This window comes from Lewinellaceae bacterium (assembly GCA_020636135.1).
Lineage (GTDB): Bacteria > Bacteroidota > Bacteroidia > Chitinophagales > Saprospiraceae > JAGQXC01.
The window spans coordinates 86416-104229 of record JACJYK010000003.1 but is presented as its reverse complement, the minus strand read 5'-3'; the positions used below and the strand labels follow the sequence as shown (position 1 = coordinate 104229).

Sequence of the window (17814 nt, the reverse complement as noted above, 5' to 3'; positions counted from 1 at the left end):
TTGGGCTGGGAAAGCTGTTGAGCTAGAATTCATGAATGAGCAGGATCAGAATTTAGTGTCGCCAAACTGAGGAGAATTCCGGAAATGTTATCTTAAGTCCCGATATTTCCGGATATGTCTGCATTTATTGATTTCACCGAAATAGTGCGTGAGGCCTGGTTGGCTTATGATAACTCCCGGCAAATCGTAAGGATTACCGACATCAGTGCCAAAGTATCGACCAACCACGTTTATCGCATTCAATTTTCCGACCACAGCATCATCATTGCCAAACTTTCTTATTTCGGCAAGTATGAGCATTTTGTGGAAGATCATACCATTATCAATGCTCTTTCCAATAACCTGCCGGCGCCATTTGAAAACCTTCTCGCCCGGTCGTTGATGAAAGGGAATCAACTGTTTGTCTACCGGCATGAAGATGCATTCCTGGATGTTTGGGTCGTATTTTACCGGCCGATCAAAATTAAAAAACGATTGCCCCGGCGCCTGAACACCGGGCAAATAGAAGCACTGGGAGAGCAAATGGCTTTATTCCACAAAGCGTGCCATCAGATCAGGCACACCTTGCCCAGATCCTCCAAAACGCTGGCATGGGACATCAACCATTTGCTCAACACGCTGAATACCGAAATGGGTGGTTATGAGCATCGTATGCAGCACGATACCATCCGCAGACAATGCGACTTGTTCTTTAAGCATTGTGCTGAGCTGAAAGCGGATGAACTTGAATCCATTCCTGTTTTTGTAGACTGGAATATTGGTAATTTTTCCGTCTCATCTTCTTTCAAACTGTTTTCACGCTGGGATTACGATTGGTTTCGCATGGGGTCGAGAATGCTTGATTTTTATTTTCTGGCCCGGGTTTGTTCCTCCATCGGGGACCGAACTGTCTTCAGCTATTACATCGACCCGCTGATGGAGGAGCGCTTTCTGGTCTTTCTCAAAGCCTATCATGCAATATTTCCGCTAACCGAGAAAGAAGTGCGTTTTCTGAAAGAGATATACCGGTTTTTTATCCTTAATTATGTCATCAAGGATGGCCGTTTCTTTTTTCATGAACTCTTCGCGACCAAGCTTCAGAAGGAAGCCTATGACATTTATCTGCCATCCATCGAAGCGCGCTTTAATCCGGATGTTTTATTAAAGGCACTCCAATTGTAAATTTGTACGATGGAAGAGACCACATTCATAAACATTGCTCAGCGTTATAAAGCGGTCTTTTTTGATTCCTATGGGGTGCTGAAGAATTACAAAGGCCTCATCGAAGGAGCCCAGGCGACTTTGGATCAGTTAAGGGATAAGGGAATCGCCATTCGTGTACTTACCAATGATGCGTCACGCAGTCAGGAACAGCAAGCAGACAGTTTTACCCGGTTGGGGTTATCCGGTATTGATCCGGAGGAGATAATTACTTCCGGGATGATGGCCAAGCATTTTCTGGAACAGAAGATCCGGGAAGGTAAGATCGCATATCTGGGCACGGAGAATTCGGCGCAATACATCCTGCAATCGGGGCTGGAGCACATCGCCGTGCGGGATATTGATCTGGAAGACCTGGAAGCCATTTCCGCGTTCGTATTTCTGGATGATGAGGGATTCGACTGGAATATCGACATCAGCAAGACCGTCAATATCCTGCGGCGAAAAGTGATGCCGGTGATAGTAGCCAATTCGGACCGGGTTTATCCGGTGTCAAGGAATGATGTATCCATCGCAACCGGTGGGATTGCCGAATTGGTGGAAAATATGCTGAACAAGAAATTCATCCACTTTGGCAAACCGGATAGTCAGATGTTCATTTATGCCTTCGATCAGCTCAATCGCTCGGTGACGATAGCTAAAGAGGATATCCTGATGGTCGGAGATACATTGCACACCGATATCCTGGGTGGAAATCGCTTTGGACTGGACACCATTTTAGTTTTGAGCGGCAATACCCGGAAGGAAAATGCGATCAACCTCATCGAATCCACCGGTATCATACCGGATTACATCTGCCCTTCGGTAGCAGAGTAAACAATCATGCTATAAAAAGTGTAATCCCGCGAGGACCATCCGGCCCTTTAACAGTCGTATCTCCGCCTGGAGTGGTCGGTGGTTGCGCAAATGTTCGCGGTACCGCACTTCCAATTCCTGCGCTTTGGACTCTTCCACATACCACCGTGATACCGGAAGCCCGATCTTGGCGCGGAAACCGCCGGTACCCTGGAATAGGTTCGAAATGATCACTTTGCAATAGGGATCTTTAGGGATGGTCGTGGAAACTTCAGCAATGATTGAAGATCCGTCAGCCTGTTTTTCCAGCCGGGCATAAACTTCATCGCCGATTTTCCAGTCGGGTAATGCCGCATAGGAAGAATCCTCAATTGCAAAATGAAGCGTAAGGTATTTACCACGGAAAGGATCGGTCGGATCAACCGGAGCACAGGCCAGGAAATGTTGTTCACCCCGGCTGAATACTTTCCAGCTGTTCCAGATCGTAGTGAGGGGTATAACCAGCTGGATACCCAATGCAACGATTAAAACGGGAAATGTCCATTTGGGCCACTTAAACGCCATCTTTTTTCCGTTTGATGATCCAATAATTGGCTACAAAGAAGAGGATACCCATGATGGTAAACAGCAATCCACGGACGATAAAACTCCAGTTCGTATCAAAAAAACGACAACAGATCAGTAGCAGGATAATGAACAGACCCTGATTAACCCCTGCAAGATTATTTCTAAGCCACCCCTGCACGATGCCCAGTACGCCGAGCCCCAGGATCAGCAGATTCATTACGACTGTGCCCCAAACGGCAGGTGTCTGAAACATCAGTAATAAACTAACAAAAGCAGGAATCCATTTCCAGACCACTTGCGTTACTGAACGGGCAGAATGGTTACGTCTGAAAAACAGAGCCAGGTATAAGACCCCAAATGCTACCAGGATCCAGAATGAGGCACTGGATACAGGAGGTAAATATTGACCAAACCATTTGGGCCACTGATCCCAAAAAGGTTTAAAGCTGAATATAATAAGCAGGATCCATAAAGCACCGCTTCCGATCCATTGGTAGGCTTTATGAAACCAGGGTTGGGTGCTCCAGGACCCGAATGCTGCCATATGCAACAGTATGCCGGTCCAGAAAAGGTAAATAAGCCAGGTGCCGGCGGTGAAGGGGTAGGTCAGATTACCCAGCATTATGGTGACGGAGAGTGGTAATATAACATGTGCCCATTGAAACCAGGCTAATGACTGCAAACGCCTAATACCCCAATAATAAGCGGGAAGCCAAAGGACCAGTAACCACCAATAGTGGGAAAAAACGGGACCTTGGTAGCCGGTCAGGATGCCATACCAGGTGATCCCCAGCAAGCCAAGGTAAAATACCGCCAATGAAGGTACCAGATAAATCAGCGGCAACCCGAGCAGGATCCAGACCAGTAAAAATTCCGGTAATTCACCGGGAAGCTGGAAAATCTGACTGATCATCGCCAGACCGGCACCTAGGGCGAAGACCAAAAAGGCACTGCTGCTTTCTCTCCAGGTACTTCCAACCCCATGCCGCAGCACCCCGTGGATAACCAAACCCTGCGCCAGCAATATGGGAATTAATGCGAAGCTGGTTTGCCACCCGGGGCTTAACCATTCCCAGTTATAAGCAACGATCAGAATAATACCCAATCCCGTCAGCAAAGCTCCGATAACACCGAAAATGACCAACAGAGGGATCGGACGGGTGGATGAATGTTCCTCGTAATAATGACGGATACGGTCTGCTGTCGACAGGTCGATGATACCAGCTTCCACCAATTCGTGCAATGCGTTCAGGACCTGCTTCATAAATCAGGGATCAGGTCCAGATGTGCTGGATCATGTAAGCTCCCATACCGGCTAAATATCCGATCAGAGCCAGGAGCGATATGCGCTTTAAATACCAGATGAAATCAATTTTCAGTATTCCCATCATGGCGACCCCGGCTGCGGATCCGATGATGAGTACGCTACCACCCGTTCCTGCGCAGTAGGCCAGCAAACTCCAGAAAATATGATCTGCCGGAAACTCGGTCATGGAATACATTCCCATCGCACCAGCTACCAGCGGAACGTTGTCAACAATCGCCGATAACAAACCGATGATCATGTTGATCAGATAAATATTCTTCAGAGTTTCTTCCAGGAAAACCGCCACATGCTGGAGGAATTCTCCGGTTTCCAAAGCAGCCACGGCTAATAAAATACCCAGGAAGAAGAGTATGCTGGGGGTGTCAACCCTGCGAATAACGGAGCTCACCGATAAATGGCCGCGTTCCACCTTTTTACCCATGTGCAACATGTCCGTGAGGATCCACATGAAGCCCAGACTGAGGAGCATGCCCATAAACGGTGGCAGGTGGGTCAGGTTTTTAAAGACAGGCACAAATAGCAAGGCACCGATTCCGCACCAGAAAACCAGCTGGGTCTCCCAGTTGGAGATAAGATCCGAGGTCTTTTTGCTCTTTGTTTCTCCGGATGCTTCGGAAGAAACCTTGGATTTGACCGGGCTGATGTTGCCCCGGAAAGTAAATGACATGATAAGTAAAGGGACAGAAATACAGACCAAACTTGGTATAATGAGGGCCTGAATGACGTGTAAGGCACTGATTTGTCCACCGATCCACAGCATGATGGTCGTCACATCACCAATGGGTGACCAGGCACCACCGGCATTCGCCGCGATAATGACAAATCCACCCATGACCCACAAGTCCTGCTTTTCATGGATCAGTTTCCGGATCAAGGTGGCCATCACAATGGTGGTGGTCAGGTTATCCAGCAAGGCGGAAAGAAAGAAGGTCACGAGCGAAATGATCCACAGTAACTTGACCTTGTTTAACGTATTGATTTGTTTAGTGATGATCCGGAAACCATCATGCACGTCAATGAGCTCTACGATGGTCATGGCAGCAAGCAGAAAAAACAATATGCTGCCAATATCTCCCAGATGTTCAAGCAGGGCGTGCTCGATTCCTAATTGATCCATATCAGGAACCAGGGGCGATCCAAACAGGATGAGCCACGTCCACAATACAACCGCCGTAAGCACAGCCGAAGCCGACTTATCAATCTTGATCACATGTTCCAGTGCGATAAAGACATATCCAATTACGAATAACCATACCATGATTGAAAGTTAAACATTCCCACAATTAAGCAAGTAGTTTTCCACAATTAGGCTGCAATGAATGAATAAAAATATTTTTGGAGGATCATTTTCAGCAATGAATGATACCTGGTGTAAAATAAAATTTGGACGATGAACAAGCGTGACCTTGGATAGACCAATTTTTTAAGCCCGGTCACAAAGCTTAATTTTAAGCGATGAATGGGATGATTTTCACAGTTCTCCTGAGCTTATTCTGGCTTTTGCCGGACCATGCCCTTTATCTGGGTGTGATAGAGGTGGAGCTTGGCAAATCCGGATATCAAGTCGAGATAAAAGTATTTACCAATGATCTGGAAGATGCCCTGAACAATGCGTTTCACCAGCGGATCCCCCTTGCCGGAAAGGACCTCGAATCCGTGAAAGTACAGCTCACTTCCTATTTTGACACGCACTTTAAATGTGGAAATGGATCGCTGGAAGGCCCTTTGACCTGGGAAGGTTATCAAACGGAAGGAGATGCAACCTGGCTTAGGTTTTCGATTTCACCACCACTGAACACAGCTACATTATCCATCCGGGGTGATTTTCTTATGGAATTATTTCCCACCCAGATCAATGTTCTGAAGATTACGAAGGACCGGGGAACAAAAACGGTAGCGATGGCACGCCTCACAAAAAGCAGTCCCGTATACCAGCTTGATTTAATGAGCGGGCATTAAGTCCAATAAGGACTGTACAGTCACTCCAATACCGGTGATCAGGCTTTTCTCAATGGCAGGGTAATAATAAGGTGAGTGGAGCCCGGGAAGATCCGACTGGTCCAGGCGTTCATCCGGCACAGTGCCCAACCAGCACAGCACCGTGGGCACCTGATCCGCCGTTTGGCCATAGCGCGAAAAATCTTCACCAATCGTCAATGGTTCCGTTTCTGCAACCAGGTCACTGCCGATGGTTTTGACCGCCGATATCCGCAGTTTATCGACCAGGTCCGGATTGTTGAAGTTAGCTGGAGTGAATACATCCGGGATGGTCACTACCGGCATTTTATCCTCCGGGAGACCGGCTGAAATTGCCACCCCACGGGCTATTTCCTTTATACGCCGGTGGACCAGTTGACGCACCTCTTCTTTAAATGTGCGGACAGTGAGCAGTAAAGTAACCTCGTCAGGGATAATATTGTGAACGGTACCTCCCTTGATGGCTCCAACCGTGACGACGGCAGATTCTGTAGGCGGCACGGACCGGCTCACGATGGTTTGGAGTTCCATCACCATTTCTGCGGCGATGACGACCGGGTCGATGGACATGTGCGGAGAAGCACCATGGGCACCCACACCAGAGATATGGATGTCGATGGACTCGGTATTGGCCATGGTGTAGCCTTTGCCATAGCCCATTTGACCTGCCGGAAGTGTAGGATTACAATGTATACCAATACCATAATCAGGGACGCCAAACCGGTCGTACAAACCAGCGTCAAGCATCAGCTTGGAGCCCTGGCCAATTTCTTCTGCCGGCTCTCCGATCATCATCAGGGTTCCCCGCCACTGATTCTTAAGTTTGATCATCGTTCGGGCCACGCCCAGCCACGTGGTCATATGCATATCGTGCCCGCAGGAATGCATGGTACCCACGGTTGTTCCATCCTTGACGATCTCTACGGAACTGGCATAGGGCAATTCGGTTTTCTCATACATGGGCAATGCATCCATATCGGTCCGGTAAAGGATCTGCGGTCCATCGCCATTGCGAAGCAGGGCAACTATGCCATACCCTCCTACGTTCTCCGTGACTTCAAAGCCCAGGCCCCGCATGGTTTCAGCGAGTTTATGGGACGTCTTTTCTTCCTGCAGGGATATCTCGGGATGCAAGTGGAGGTCCTTGTAGAATTCGGACAAATAGGGAAGATCATCCTGGATCATATCCCGGATGATTTCAGGATTAACCGGGGTGGTTCCCGTCCAGCTAAACGCCATTCCAATACCAAGAAGCCAAGCTTTCCACATGCTGATTGTCTTTTTGTGAATGGACTAAGGTAATGATTTCTGTTACCGGGCCAAAACCACTAAGGATCAGTTGTCAATGGAATAAACATTCTGCATTTGTTTACTCAAGACCGACGCCGGCGTTATCCGGAGGATGGTTTTGAGTAATGGTTGACCAAGCGGATGATGTGCAAGTTTTCCCATACGCCAGGAGTTATCCACGATGTAATCCACTTTTGCCCGCCGTGACTTTTCAAAATGGGCATAGGCATTTTCCGGGTTCGGGTCCTGACTCAGTGATTTGCTGAAATGATAGGCATCTACCATGCCCTGAGCCGCTCCCTGACCCATATTCGGTGTGGTGGCATGTCCGGCATCTCCCAGCAGGCAGACCCTTCCACGGTGCCAGGTGGCCAGCCTTTTCAGGTCATACAGGTCGCTGCGAAATATTTTTTCACCAGGTGTATTTTGCAATAGTTGGTGCACCGGCTCACCAAAGCCAACAAATTTTTGGGAGAGGAATGCGACTTTGTCGCCGGAGGGGTCCATCTCACCAGCTGGAGCATCCTGTACGCCAAACCAGTAAACCTCGTTTGGGGAAATAGGGGTGAAGCCAAATCGCTTTCGGGGTCCCCACGCTTCCATGGCTGCTTCGGTCCAAGGCCGGGGAAGTGACATTTGCGAGACCCCTCTCCAGCAGGTTTGCCCCGAATATCTTAAAGGGCTATCCGGAAATAGTTGTTGACGTACCATGGACTGGAGGCCGTCGGCGCCGGCAAGGTGAGTACCTTCCACCTGCTGACCGGCAAACGTGACCACAATAGATCCGTTATCTTCTTTATAGTGTTGAAATGCCTGGCCCAGGGACTTCCGGGAGTCTGGAATGTGGTTGTACAATATTTGTTGCAGTCTGGCGCGGTGTATGGCAACCAGCTGGCTGTTCTCAGTCCGGAAAGTGTCATCGATCGAGTGACGCAGCGACTGCATAAGCCGGTTGGCTATGCTTACTTCAGCAATCATCTTGCCAGCGCTACGGACTTCATCCCCGATGCCGATCCAGTCCAGTACCCGCTGGGCATTGGGAGCTAACCAGATCCCGGCACCAACTTCTGCCAGATAAGGAAACCTTTCATAGACGTGGTAGGAGATCCCCAATTTCTCCAGTGCCAGTGCCGTAGTCAACCCGGTTAAGCCACCGCCAACGATAATTACGTGCATGTTTCGTAAATTTAGGTCAAATGTACTAAAGATTTGTATTTAGGTCAAGTGTACTAAATGAATACCCGGGAAAAAATAATCGATCAGGCCAGGAGGTTGTTTAACGAGCAGGGACTCACCTCCATTACCATGCGCCATATAGCGCAAGCCCTGGCAATCAGCCTGGGCAATCTGACCTACCATTTTCAGAAACGCGAAGATCTGGTCATGGCCATCTACCAGGATCTGGTGACGAAGATGGATGGAGTTATGGCGGATCTTATCCGTGAGAAATCAGCGTTTGTCCAAATTCACCAGGGAGCTCTGCGGTCGATGCAGATGTTCTACGAATACCGCTTTTTCCTTATTGACCTGGTCCATATCATGCGTAATTATCCGGACATTCAAAAACATTACAATCGTCTGCAAGAACATCGGGAAATGCAGTTTCTGGCCTTATTTGACCAGATGCAATCAGCCGGCTGGATGCGGGAGGCCCAGCTTCCACAGGAATACCAGCATCTCTATCGCCGGATGCAGATCCTCGGTGATTTCTGGATCTCCTCAGCAGTCGCCATGGAGGTGGATCAGCAGGCAGGGTTTATACAACAGCATCACCGGATACTGATGGAACTGATCTATCCGTACTTAACGGGACAGGGCCGGGAGGCATTTGAAAATCTGGATTGGGGTTATGCCTGAAATCATTTGAATTGTTGTCTTGAATAAGTAAGTTGGCATTTTCAAGATCAGCTAAAACAAAGGGATATGCACAGATTTATTTTCATTCAATGGATCTTATGGGTGACGCTCACCTCTGCAGCCTGGTCACAGGAATCGGCAGATTTTCCGGTCCGGGGATTTTGCATTGGAGCTCCCTCCAGTGAACAGGTTCCTGAATTCATCCAGATGATCCATGAGGTACTGGCTCCCGGAAGGGTTAATACCCTAGTGCTTCGTGTCGATTACAACTACGCTTTTACCTCCCACCCAGAATTACGTAATGAATCAACACTGAGTTATGCTCAGGTCAAATCCCTGGTTTCGGCATGCCGGGAAGAAGGAATCCGGATCATTCCACAGATAAACCTGCTCGGACATCAATCATGGCACAGCACTCCCGGTAGACTATTAGAAGTATATCCCGAGTTTGATGAAACCCCTGACGTCGCATTTCCGGATCATTATGTCTGGCCCAATGAGGATGGGCTGTATTGCAAGAGTTATTGCCCATTACATCCCGAAGTCCACGACATCGTTTTTGATCTGGTGGATGAGCTGGTCCAGGTTTTTGAGACGGATGCATTCCATGCCGGCCTGGATGAGGTTTTCTATCTGGCTGAGGAACAATGTCCTCGTTGTAATGGCATGGACCCGGCAGAATTGTTTGCAGGTGAAGTACGGAAGATCCACGACCATCTGGCACAAACCAATAAAGAATTGTGGATCTGGGGAGACCGCCTGATCGATGGCAAACTGACCGGCATTGGCATGTGGGAAGCATCCTTGAATAATACCGCCCGGGCCATCGATATGATCCCCAGGGATGTGGTTATTTGCGATTGGCACTACGAGCAGGCAATACCGACCGCGGCTTATTTTGCCAGCAAAGGATTCCAGGTAATTACCTGTCCGTGGCGGGAGCCCGAGGTAGCGGAGACCGAGGTTGAGATGACCCGGCTGTTTCGTGCTTCAAGCCCGGAACCAATGGCAGGAAAATACCTGGGAATGATGCAAACCGTATGGAGCGGCGCATCGGGATTTTACCAGGAGAGTAAGAAAGAAATTCCGGAAACGGACGATAAAGGCCGCAGTGTGATCCTTACGTATCGTGCCCTGAGCAAACGATGGTAAATACGCAAAATGATCCAAAGATGGATTCAGGTATCCAGATTCAGTTTACTGTCGTAGCCAAATTAGATTATTGCACCTGTAAGATGCCACCAATTGGGATAAAGTACTCAGGCAATTTCTGGATCCGAAACCACTAGAACCAATGTGCACCGTATTCCTGGAAGGGATAAGGTGTCTGCAGCAGGATCAGGAGGATGGCCAGTAAATAATACCAGAAGATGCGGTTCCAGCCTCCGGGGGTATCCAGTTGTTTTTTGGCTCTGGAAAAACCTACGGATATCAGAATTATTGCCAGCACCATAGAGATAGCATGTTCAACCGTAAAAAACCGTGCCAGCGGATTCGACATGGTATCTGTCCCAAAATGAACCTTGGAGCTCACAAAATACAGGATCAGGCCCACCAATAATTGGATGTGAGCAGCAATCATGGTCCAGAGCGGGAATTTCCGGTGTCTGGTCAGGACATAGTTGGCCTTACGGCGGATTTGAACTCCTGCCTGAATGATTGCTACAATTACCAAAATAAGAACCACCCAGCGCCAACCTGAGTGCAAGTGTCTGAGTATGGTGTAAAATTCCATCGTTTCACGGTTTGCAAACTAAAGATACGCTTCCGGAAATGCTTCCAAAACTGGAATGTCAAAAACATATACCTTTGCAACCACAAAATATCAATAAAGATGCAATTAGCTCTTCGCCGATTTTTGTTACCGGGATTTTTGTTCGGAATAATCGCCACCATCACCGCGCAGTCCGGCATTCAGTTTACAGAAGGGACCTGGGATGAAGTACGGTCAAAAGCCCTGGAAGAAAATAAACTGATCTTTATGGATGTCTACACCACTTGGTGCGGACCCTGCAAAAGAATGAGCCAGAACGTCTTTACGGATCCTCAGGTCGGCGTATTTTTTAATCAGCATTTCATCAATTATCAGGTCGATGCCGAACGGGGAGAGGGGATAGGCCTGTCCAATCAGTATCAGATCGGCGCCTATCCCACCATGATCTTTGTGGATTACAATGGTCAGCTGGTTCACAAGATGACCGGATACCGGCCTTCAGAACCATTCCTGGATGAAGCGATGAGTGTCGCTGATCCCCAGCATGTCCCGGAGATAGCCCAGAAATACAAGGAAGACCTGTCCTATCAGCGTATGCTGTTGCAGCAGGAGAAAGAAAAGCAGGTCTTTATGGCTACGGTCCAAAAGAATCCCACCTTCGCGGTTGCCTATCAAAAATATGCACTCGGAAACCGTGATCCGGAATTATTGAGCAGTTACATCCTTCAGCGGGAGGAGTTGAATTTGCGGGATACCAATGTGTGGAAGGAGGTAGCACCGTTTCTGGATACGGTACAACATCCGGACCTGGCCATCTTTGCTTCCCGGTCACTGTGGCAAAAACCCGGAACCGGGGAATCCTGGGAACAGGAGCTGGGTTACCTCGGAAAAATGAGTTCACCCGAAAAATTCAGTTTTGCCGGAAGAACCTGGTACGGTGATGTGCGTGATGACTTGCTTGAACGTGTGCATCAAGCCGCTGCAAAAAAAGACAGTACCCTGGCCGTCACAACCTGGGATCAACTGCAGCAATGGTCCCAAGCTTTTGAAAAGTCACAACAGGAGATCCACCAGATGATCCGTGACAGTAAAATAGGCTATGCACAGGAAACAGGAGACTTGAAAACGCTGCAGACATTGGTCCGGAATGAAATACCTGAATTAAAAGTACGCTATGACTCGGCGACTGTTGTCTCCCAAAAACGGGAGGTGCTGCGCGAAGCGGTGGACCTGCTCCTGACCTATCAGGATTTTGAAACCGATAAGACTATTTTTACCGATGGCCTTGCGCTGGCAGAACAGGTGCTGGGTTGGGAACAACATCCCGATTCCTATGCCGCGGTTGCTTTCTTTCAATTCCGGCTGGGAGCATCCAATGACGCCAACCTGACGGTGCGAGACGGTATGATAATGGGCAAGCGCAACGGGCTCGATACTTCGTTGCTGTTTAAAGTTTTTGCAAAAGAAAAGTAGCAAACACAACGCCGGCCGGTTAGGCCCGGTTAAACATCCTTTTTACGTTCCCAATAATTTTGTTCTTCCACTTCGGAAAGCAGATCAAGGTAATTACCATAACGGATTTCACTGATTAACCCGGCTTCCACGGCAGCCCCTACCGCGCATTTGGGCTCGCCCCGGTGCAGGCAATTGCTGAATTTACAATCTTTGGATACTTCAAATATCTCCCGGAAATTATGTGCTACATCCAGGAGCTCAAGGTGGTTGAAAGCCAGGGTTTTGATGCCGGGGGTATCAATGATGAAGCTCTGTTCATCCATGGAGAACATTTCGGCAAAGGTTGTCGTGTGCTGGCCTTTTCCCGAAAAATCTGAAAGCGTCTGCGTTTTTAAATCAAGATCCGGTAGCAAAGCATTCAAAACACTGGTCTTTCCTACACCGGACTGGCCGGCAATCAGGGTAGTTTTGCCGTGCAACAAGCTTTTGAGTTCCTTGATACCTGATTTATTGATAGCAGAAGTTCTTATAACCTGATAATCAATGCGTTGATAAACCTCTTCCAGGTAGGATAAGACCTGCAGATCGGCATTCTTGCAGAGGTCTATTTTATTGAAAATTAAGATCACCGGAATGTCGTAAGGTTCGGTCATCATCAAAAACCGGTCAATGAATCCGGGTTTGAGCTTGGGGTGGCGAATGGTCACGATGAGGCAGGCCTGGTCAATATTGGCAGCCAGGAGATGCAACTGGTGTTTATTATGGGGCGATTGGCGCACGACATAATTGGTACGGGGATGGATGTGGCGGATGGTTGCCACCGGCTCTTCTTCCTCGCGTTCAATATCCACCAGATCGCCGACGGCTACCGGATTTGTCAGGTCCAGGTCGTGCAGTCGAAATTTTCCTTGTATCCGGGCGTCCAGGATTTCCCCGGAAGCAACACGTACACTGTACCAACTTCCGGTTGACTTAATGACAGTGCCTAATTCGGTCATATCTGCAGAAGCGGTTTTAATACGATGGCACGGCCTAAGGCCGAAATGGTATGTGGATGATGGATGGACTGATAGGCAGTGGATGCCAACTGGTTCACCGGTACAAGCTGGATTTGGATATCCTCAGCCATTTCCGGCGTGGCACTGGCTGCCGGCCTGGCCTGGAATGCCACAAAATGGTGGACTTTGCTATCCATAAACACCGGATTGGAATAACAGTAACCAAGGTAGGACCATTCTGAAGCTACATATCCGGTCTCTTCAAGTAATTCACGCTGTGCTGCATGTAAGGGTTCTTCTCCTGCGTCCACCATGCCGCCAGGTATTTCCAGAGAACGGTCACGGGAACCGAAGCGGAAGATGTCCACCATAACAACCTCAAGGTTATCGGTTAGGGCTACTACATTGGCAGAATCATGTGCCTCCAATACCGAAGCTACGAAGTGCAGATCTCCCTGACGAAATGAATCCCTTCGCACTTTAAACATCCTGAGGTCTTCTCCGTACGTCGATTCCTCAAAAGTCCACTTTGATTTTTCAGACGTCTTCACGGCGTTATTTTAGTGATAGTTGTATTGGCCTCGTGGATGGCTGCCGATAGTTCAAGGATCAGACCTGGGTCTTCTTCGATGGCATTGCCAACCACCATCAGGTCGGCCCCGGCTTTGGCATTGGCATAAGCTTTTTCGGGTGTACGGATTCCGCCTCCGACAATCAGTGGTATTTCGATGGCACCGGCAACGTCTTCAATCATGGTGGTTGCCACCGGATTTGCTGCTCCGCTTCCGGCGTCCAGATAGATGGTCTTCAAACCCAGCATCTCTCCGGCCATAGCGGTACACAGGGCAATGTCCGACTTGTTGCGTGGTATGGGTACGGTATTACTCATGTACGTTACGGTGGTCGGAACACCACCGTCGATCAGCATGTAACCGGTCGCTATGATCTCCAGTGGACTCACTTTCAGAAATGGTGCCGTGATGACGTGTTTTCCAATCAGCAGGTCCGGATTTCTCCCAGAAATCAGTGATAAAAATAAGATGGCATCGGCCCGGTAACTGAGCTGAAATGAATTTCCGGGAAAGAGGATCAATGGAATATCGCAGAGTGCTTTGATCTGGGTCAGACATTGATCGAGCATATCATTCACGATCAAACTGCCGCCCACAAAAAAATAATCCACTTTGGCATTGGAAGCAAGGGTCAGAACCTGCTCCATATGGTTCAGACGCAATTTATCAGGATCGATGAGGACCGCGAATTTCTTCTGGTTTTGTGCTTTGGCTTGCCTTAATTCAGAAAGGATGGGTCCGGTCATGGATTATTATTTGTTGTTGCGATAATCCAGTGGAGGTTTACGATCGCCAATCAAAGGTTCGTATTTGAAATCCGACCCGGTCCTTTTCTGGAGTTCAGTTTTAGCTTCATCAAGGGTTTTTTTATCCTGGATGAGTTCAATACCGGTAAGGGCGATGGTTTTCGCGGCGACCATCATACCTTTTATTCCGATCGAAGTTCCACCGCATGCTACGGCTTGCCAGCTGTGTGCAGAGGTGCCGGGTACCCAGGTTGCCGCACTCATGCCGGCCGTGGGCACCACCCAGCTGATGTCACCGACGTCGGTTGAACCTCCGCTTCCTCTTTCATTGACTTCGAAAGGTTCAATGTCAGCAGCCTGGGCAGGATCCGGAGGCTTGGGGCTGAAAGATTCCTGGAGTTTGTTCGCGAAAGCCAGTTCTTCGGCATCATAGGTGACCCCTCCGACTTTTTCAAGGTTATGGTACATAACCCGCGCCAGGGTCTCATTAGGTTGCAGATTGTACAGGCCGTGAATCACTTCATATTCCATCCGAGTCTGGGTTCCTTTGGCGGCGCCTTCGGCTGCTTCTACGATCCAGTCGAAATTTTGCTTTACGATAGCCATATCCGGATGCCGGCAATAATAGAAGACTTCGGCAAACTCGGGGACGACATTAGGTGCTTCCCCACCGCGCGTGATGACGTAGTGGATCCGGGATTCTGAGGAGATGTGTTCACGCATCATATTGACCATATAATCCATCGCTTCGACGGCATCCAGGGCAGAGCGGCCACGCTCAGGGGATACTGCCGCATGTGACGGCTTACCATAGAACCGGAATTTTGCGGATTTATTACTCAGTGAGGAGGATGCGGATGCGCTGTTCTGATTGCCGGGATGCCAGTGCAGTACAGCATCTACGTCATCAAACAGACCAGCCCGGACCATGTAGACCTTACCGCCACCACCTTCTTCAGCAGGTGTCCCGTAAACACGAAGGGTTCCGGTTAAACCGTGTTCCTGCATGTATTGTTTGATGGCAATGCCGGCAGCCACGGAGGCAGTGCCAAATAAGTGATGTCCGCAGGCATGGCCAGCGGTGTTGTCTTCCCGTTCTTCCCGGTAAGGTTCCGCTGTTTGTGAGACACCGGGCAATGCATCAAATTCAGCAAGGATCCCGATGACGGGCTTACCCTGACCATAGGAGGCTACAAAAGCAGTAGGAATCTCGGCAACGCCGGTGGTAACCTGGAATCCGGCATCCCGCAACAACGTCTGCAGGGCTGCAGAACTTTTGGTTTCCTGATAACCAACCTCCGCATAGTTCCAGATCTGCAGGGCAGTGGCAGCATAGTGATCCTGCTGCATGTCCAGCTTTTTCAGGACATCATCCTGCCAGTCTTTGGTTTGTGACCAGGCCAGAGTAAGGGCAAAACAAAATGATAGTGTGAAGGTAAAGCGCATATAGACATGTATTTTATCCATGGCAAGATACAAAATGCCGGTTTCACATTTAAACCGTATCCCGGTGACTGGTAATGCGGTTATAATTCAAAGTGGACAAGGTCGGCAAACTGCCTGACCCGGTGTTGAATGGCATCTTCATCCAGTACCTTAAGCCGGTCAAGGCTGAATTCTTCAACACAAAATGAGGCCATCGCCGATCCGTAAATGATGGCTTTCTTCAGGTTATCGAATGAGATATCATCTGTTTTAGCCAGGTAACCCATAAATCCTCCGGCAAAGGTATCCCCTGCACCGGTAGGATCTTTTACCTGGGTCAGCGGCAACGCCGGAGCATAAAATACCCGGTCCGGGGCAAAAAGAAGCGCTCCGTGTTCTCCCTTTTTCACCACTAAAAAACGAGGGCCCATGGTGAAGATCTTACGGGCAGCAGAAATCAATGAATATTCTCCGCTGAGCTGCCTGGCCTCCTCATCATTGATGGTCAAAAGGTCCACCTCCTGCAATACTTCCAGCAGCCCATCCATGGCTACATCCATCCAGAAATTCATGGTATCCAGCGCGATGATCTTAGGTCGCCGGTCCAGCTGCCGGATCACCTTCAGCTGGATCTCCGGGGTCAGGTTACCCAGCATGACGTAATCACAATCACGGTAAGAAGCAGGTAATACGGGATCAAAATCAGCCAGCACATTTAAGTCGGTCACCAGGGTATCCCGCTGATTCATATTTTCATGGTAGCGTCCGGCCCAAAAGAAGGTCTTCTTGCCGGGCACAATCTCCAGACCGGCAAGGTCCACTCCCCGCTGTTGCATCAACTGGAGTTCAGATGATGGGAAATCGTCGCCAACAATGGAAACGAGTTTGATGTCGTGGATAAAATACGATGCTGCCCAGCTGATGTAAGTACAGGCACCACCAACCACCTTTTCAGCCCGGCCGAAAGGCGTTTCAATATCATCAAAGGCGACTGTGCCGATAGTCATCAAACTCATGAGCTTCCGATTTGGAATCAAAAATAAAAAGGCCGGCGAAATATATCGTCCGGCCTTCAGTTATAATCGGATAAGTAAGGATTACATTTTGTCCAGCTCGTAAAGCTTCGAGATGCCTGGTACTAAAATAAATTCGGTACGACGATTCATTTTACGGGCATCAGCCGTCGTATTGCCTTCCGCACTGGCTGGCATGGTATCACCGCGTCCGGCTACAGTAAGGCGGGCTGCATCAACACCAGCTTTTACCAATGCTTTTACGACACTGGCAGAACGGGCGGCACTCAATTCCCAGTTGCTGGGATAACGATCGGTGCTGATGGTCTTATTGTCCGCGTGTCCTTCTACAATCATCTTCACGTCGGGATTGTTCTTGAGAACTTCAGCAATGCCATTGATAATGTCTTTGGCATCCCGGCTGACGGAAGCAGACCCACTGCGGAATAAAACAGGATTTTCAACCGAGATATACAGCATGTCGTTTTCCTGATGAACCGACCATCCGGTTTTTTCAATCGGAGCGAACGCACTGTTGATGGTTGACTCCAGTTTATCCAGTTTGGTTGCTTGTTGCTGAACCTCCGTTTTTACCTGAGCAACCTCTTGCTGAGTCTTGGACAAGTCTTGTTTCAGCGTACTGACTTGTGTTGAAAGTTCATTCTTTTCAGTGGTGAGGCTGGTCTTCTCGTCTTCCAATTTGGAAACTTGCATTTTACTGGCTTCCAGGCTCTGTTCCAGGTTCATCTTATCCTGTGTCAAAGCATCAAATTTCTTTTTGGAAACGCAGGAAGTGGCTAATCCCAGTATCATTGCGAGTAAAGTAAGCGTTGAGATCTTTTTCATGATATTATAGAAATTTGGAGTGCAATATTAAT

The 17814-nt window shown here is 48.8% G+C and carries 18 protein-coding genes; 6 read left to right on the top strand and 12 right to left on the bottom strand.

Annotation, left to right across the window (positions count from 1 at the left end; all coding sequences use genetic code 11):
- Nucleotides 1-114 precede the first annotated feature (114 nt).
- Together H6570_19705 and H6570_19700 are read left to right on the top strand one after the other, a co-directional pair.
- Entirely contained in the window at nucleotides 115-1161 is a 1047-nt protein-coding gene (locus H6570_19705) for a hypothetical protein (protein ID MCB9321515.1), read from the top strand.
- A gap of 9 nt (nucleotides 1162-1170) precedes the next feature.
- Nucleotides 1171-2016 carry an HAD-IIA family hydrolase gene (locus H6570_19700; protein MCB9321514.1) on the top strand — a complete coding sequence of 282 codons (846 nt, stop codon included), beginning with the start codon at nucleotides 1171-1173 and terminating at the stop codon, nucleotides 2014-2016.
- A gap of 9 nt (nucleotides 2017-2025) precedes the next feature.
- On the opposite strand, the gene H6570_19695 is transcribed toward H6570_19700, so the two are convergent.
- Genes H6570_19695 through nhaD form a run of 3 tightly spaced genes read right to left on the bottom strand, consistent with a single transcriptional unit; the run spans nucleotide 2026 to nucleotide 5147 of the window.
- On the bottom strand, nucleotides 2026-2559 hold the full coding sequence (locus H6570_19695) for a GDYXXLXY domain-containing protein (GenBank protein ID MCB9321513.1): 534 nt from the start codon (nucleotides 2557-2559) through the stop codon (nucleotides 2026-2028).
- The gene (locus H6570_19690; protein ID MCB9321512.1) at nucleotides 2549-3826 is read right to left on the bottom strand and encodes a DUF2157 domain-containing protein; all 1278 of its coding nucleotides are present in this window, start codon (nucleotides 3824-3826) and stop codon (nucleotides 2549-2551) included. The genes H6570_19695 and H6570_19690 overlap by 11 nt, the downstream gene beginning before the upstream one ends.
- A 10-nt stretch (nucleotides 3827-3836) precedes the next feature.
- Nucleotides 3837-5147 carry a sodium:proton antiporter NhaD gene (nhaD, locus tag H6570_19685; protein MCB9321511.1) on the bottom strand — a complete coding sequence of 437 codons (1311 nt, stop codon included), beginning with the start codon at nucleotides 5145-5147 and terminating at the stop codon, nucleotides 3837-3839.
- 197 nt (nucleotides 5148-5344) lie between these two features.
- Here nhaD and H6570_19680 point away from each other — a divergent pair, with 197 nt between their 5' ends.
- Nucleotides 5345-5848 (top strand): hypothetical protein, encoded by a 504-nt coding sequence (locus H6570_19680; protein MCB9321510.1) that lies wholly within the window; start codon nucleotides 5345-5347, stop codon nucleotides 5846-5848.
- Here the strand turns inward: H6570_19680 and H6570_19675 are convergent.
- Together H6570_19675 and H6570_19670 are read right to left on the bottom strand one after the other, a co-directional pair.
- Nucleotides 5831-7135, bottom strand: coding sequence for an amidohydrolase (locus tag H6570_19675; protein MCB9321509.1), 1305 nt, complete (start codon nucleotides 7133-7135; stop codon nucleotides 5831-5833). The genes H6570_19680 and H6570_19675 overlap by 18 nt on opposite strands.
- A 66-nt stretch (nucleotides 7136-7201) precedes the next feature.
- On the bottom strand, nucleotides 7202-8332 hold the full coding sequence (locus tag H6570_19670; GenBank protein MCB9321508.1) for an FAD-dependent monooxygenase: 1131 nt from the start codon (nucleotides 8330-8332) through the stop codon (nucleotides 7202-7204).
- Between the two features lie 57 nt (nucleotides 8333-8389).
- Here H6570_19670 and H6570_19665 point away from each other — a divergent pair, with 57 nt between their 5' ends.
- Nucleotides 8390-9013, top strand: a complete 624-nt coding sequence (locus H6570_19665; GenBank protein ID MCB9321507.1) for a TetR/AcrR family transcriptional regulator — start codon at nucleotides 8390-8392, stop codon at nucleotides 9011-9013.
- A 66-nt stretch (nucleotides 9014-9079) separates the two neighbouring features.
- Entirely contained in the window at nucleotides 9080-10165 is a 1086-nt protein-coding gene (locus H6570_19660; protein MCB9321506.1) for a family 20 glycosylhydrolase, read from the top strand.
- A 133-nt stretch (nucleotides 10166-10298) separates the two neighbouring features.
- Here the strand turns inward: H6570_19660 and H6570_19655 are convergent, their stop codons facing one another.
- Nucleotides 10299-10748 (bottom strand): cytochrome B, encoded by a 450-nt coding sequence (locus H6570_19655; GenBank protein ID MCB9321505.1) that lies wholly within the window; start codon nucleotides 10746-10748, stop codon nucleotides 10299-10301.
- 99 nt (nucleotides 10749-10847) lie between these two features.
- Between H6570_19655 and H6570_19650 the strand changes: the two genes are divergently transcribed.
- Nucleotides 10848-12200: a thioredoxin family protein gene (locus tag H6570_19650; GenBank protein ID MCB9321504.1), complete on the top strand. Its 1353-nt coding sequence runs from the start codon at nucleotides 10848-10850 to the stop codon at nucleotides 12198-12200.
- A 29-nt stretch (nucleotides 12201-12229) separates the two neighbouring features.
- Here the strand turns inward: H6570_19650 and rsgA are convergent, their stop codons facing one another.
- The 6 genes from rsgA to H6570_19620 form a co-directional block, all read right to left on the bottom strand.
- On the bottom strand, nucleotides 12230-13180 hold the full coding sequence (rsgA, locus tag H6570_19645) for a ribosome small subunit-dependent GTPase A (GenBank protein MCB9321503.1): 951 nt from the start codon (nucleotides 13178-13180) through the stop codon (nucleotides 12230-12232).
- On the bottom strand, nucleotides 13177-13731 hold the full coding sequence (locus tag H6570_19640; GenBank protein ID MCB9321502.1) for an NUDIX hydrolase: 555 nt from the start codon (nucleotides 13729-13731) through the stop codon (nucleotides 13177-13179). The genes rsgA and H6570_19640 overlap by 4 nt, the downstream gene beginning before the upstream one ends.
- Nucleotides 13728-14498, bottom strand: coding sequence for a geranylgeranylglyceryl/heptaprenylglyceryl phosphate synthase (locus tag H6570_19635; protein MCB9321501.1), 771 nt, complete (start codon nucleotides 14496-14498; stop codon nucleotides 13728-13730). The genes H6570_19640 and H6570_19635 overlap by 4 nt, the downstream gene beginning before the upstream one ends.
- Before the next feature lie 6 nt (nucleotides 14499-14504).
- Nucleotides 14505-15944 (bottom strand): amidohydrolase, encoded by a 1440-nt coding sequence (locus H6570_19630; GenBank protein MCB9321500.1) that lies wholly within the window; start codon nucleotides 15942-15944, stop codon nucleotides 14505-14507.
- 80 nt (nucleotides 15945-16024) lie between these two features.
- The gene (locus H6570_19625) at nucleotides 16025-16939 is read right to left on the bottom strand and encodes a bifunctional hydroxymethylpyrimidine kinase/phosphomethylpyrimidine kinase (GenBank protein MCB9321499.1); all 915 of its coding nucleotides are present in this window, start codon (nucleotides 16937-16939) and stop codon (nucleotides 16025-16027) included.
- An 81-nt stretch (nucleotides 16940-17020) separates the two neighbouring features.
- Nucleotides 17021-17782 carry an OmpA family protein gene (locus H6570_19620; GenBank protein ID MCB9321498.1) on the bottom strand — a complete coding sequence of 254 codons (762 nt, stop codon included), beginning with the start codon at nucleotides 17780-17782 and terminating at the stop codon, nucleotides 17021-17023.
- Nucleotides 17783-17814: the final 32 nt, after the last annotated feature.

Excerpts from the sequence above, each read along its gene's own strand:
- H6570_19675 (MCB9321509.1), bottom strand. The coding sequence starts at position 7,135 with ATGTGGAAAGCTTGGCTTCTTGGTATTGGAATGGCGTTTAGCTGGACG.
- H6570_19665 (MCB9321507.1), top strand. The coding sequence starts at position 8,390 with ATGAATACCCGGGAAAAAATAATCGATCAGGCCAGGAGGTTGTTTAAC.
- H6570_19620 (MCB9321498.1), bottom strand. The coding sequence starts at position 17,782 with ATGAAAAAGATCTCAACGCTTACTTTACTCGCAATGATACTGGGATTA.
- H6570_19670 (MCB9321508.1), bottom strand. The coding sequence starts at position 8,332 with ATGCACGTAATTATCGTTGGCGGTGGCTTAACCGGGTTGACTACGGCA.
- nhaD (MCB9321511.1), bottom strand. The coding sequence starts at position 5,147 with ATGGTATGGTTATTCGTAATTGGATATGTCTTTATCGCACTGGAACAT.
- H6570_19700 (MCB9321514.1), top strand. The coding sequence starts at position 1,171 with ATGGAAGAGACCACATTCATAAACATTGCTCAGCGTTATAAAGCGGTC.
- H6570_19655 (MCB9321505.1), bottom strand. The coding sequence starts at position 10,748 with ATGGAATTTTACACCATACTCAGACACTTGCACTCAGGTTGGCGCTGG.
- H6570_19705 (MCB9321515.1), top strand. The coding sequence starts at position 115 with ATGTCTGCATTTATTGATTTCACCGAAATAGTGCGTGAGGCCTGGTTG.
- H6570_19630 (MCB9321500.1), bottom strand. The coding sequence starts at position 15,944 with ATGCGCTTTACCTTCACACTATCATTTTGTTTTGCCCTTACTCTGGCC.
- rsgA (MCB9321503.1), bottom strand. The coding sequence starts at position 13,180 with ATGACCGAATTAGGCACTGTCATTAAGTCAACCGGAAGTTGGTACAGT.
- H6570_19625 (MCB9321499.1), bottom strand. The coding sequence starts at position 16,939 with ATGAGTTTGATGACTATCGGCACAGTCGCCTTTGATGATATTGAAACG.
- H6570_19650 (MCB9321504.1), top strand. The coding sequence starts at position 10,848 with ATGCAATTAGCTCTTCGCCGATTTTTGTTACCGGGATTTTTGTTCGGA.
- H6570_19690 (MCB9321512.1), bottom strand. The coding sequence starts at position 3,826 with ATGAAGCAGGTCCTGAACGCATTGCACGAATTGGTGGAAGCTGGTATC.
- H6570_19660 (MCB9321506.1), top strand. The coding sequence starts at position 9,080 with ATGCACAGATTTATTTTCATTCAATGGATCTTATGGGTGACGCTCACC.
- H6570_19635 (MCB9321501.1), bottom strand. The coding sequence starts at position 14,498 with ATGACCGGACCCATCCTTTCTGAATTAAGGCAAGCCAAAGCACAAAAC.
- H6570_19680 (MCB9321510.1), top strand. The coding sequence starts at position 5,345 with ATGAATGGGATGATTTTCACAGTTCTCCTGAGCTTATTCTGGCTTTTG.
- H6570_19695 (MCB9321513.1), bottom strand. The coding sequence starts at position 2,559 with ATGGCGTTTAAGTGGCCCAAATGGACATTTCCCGTTTTAATCGTTGCA.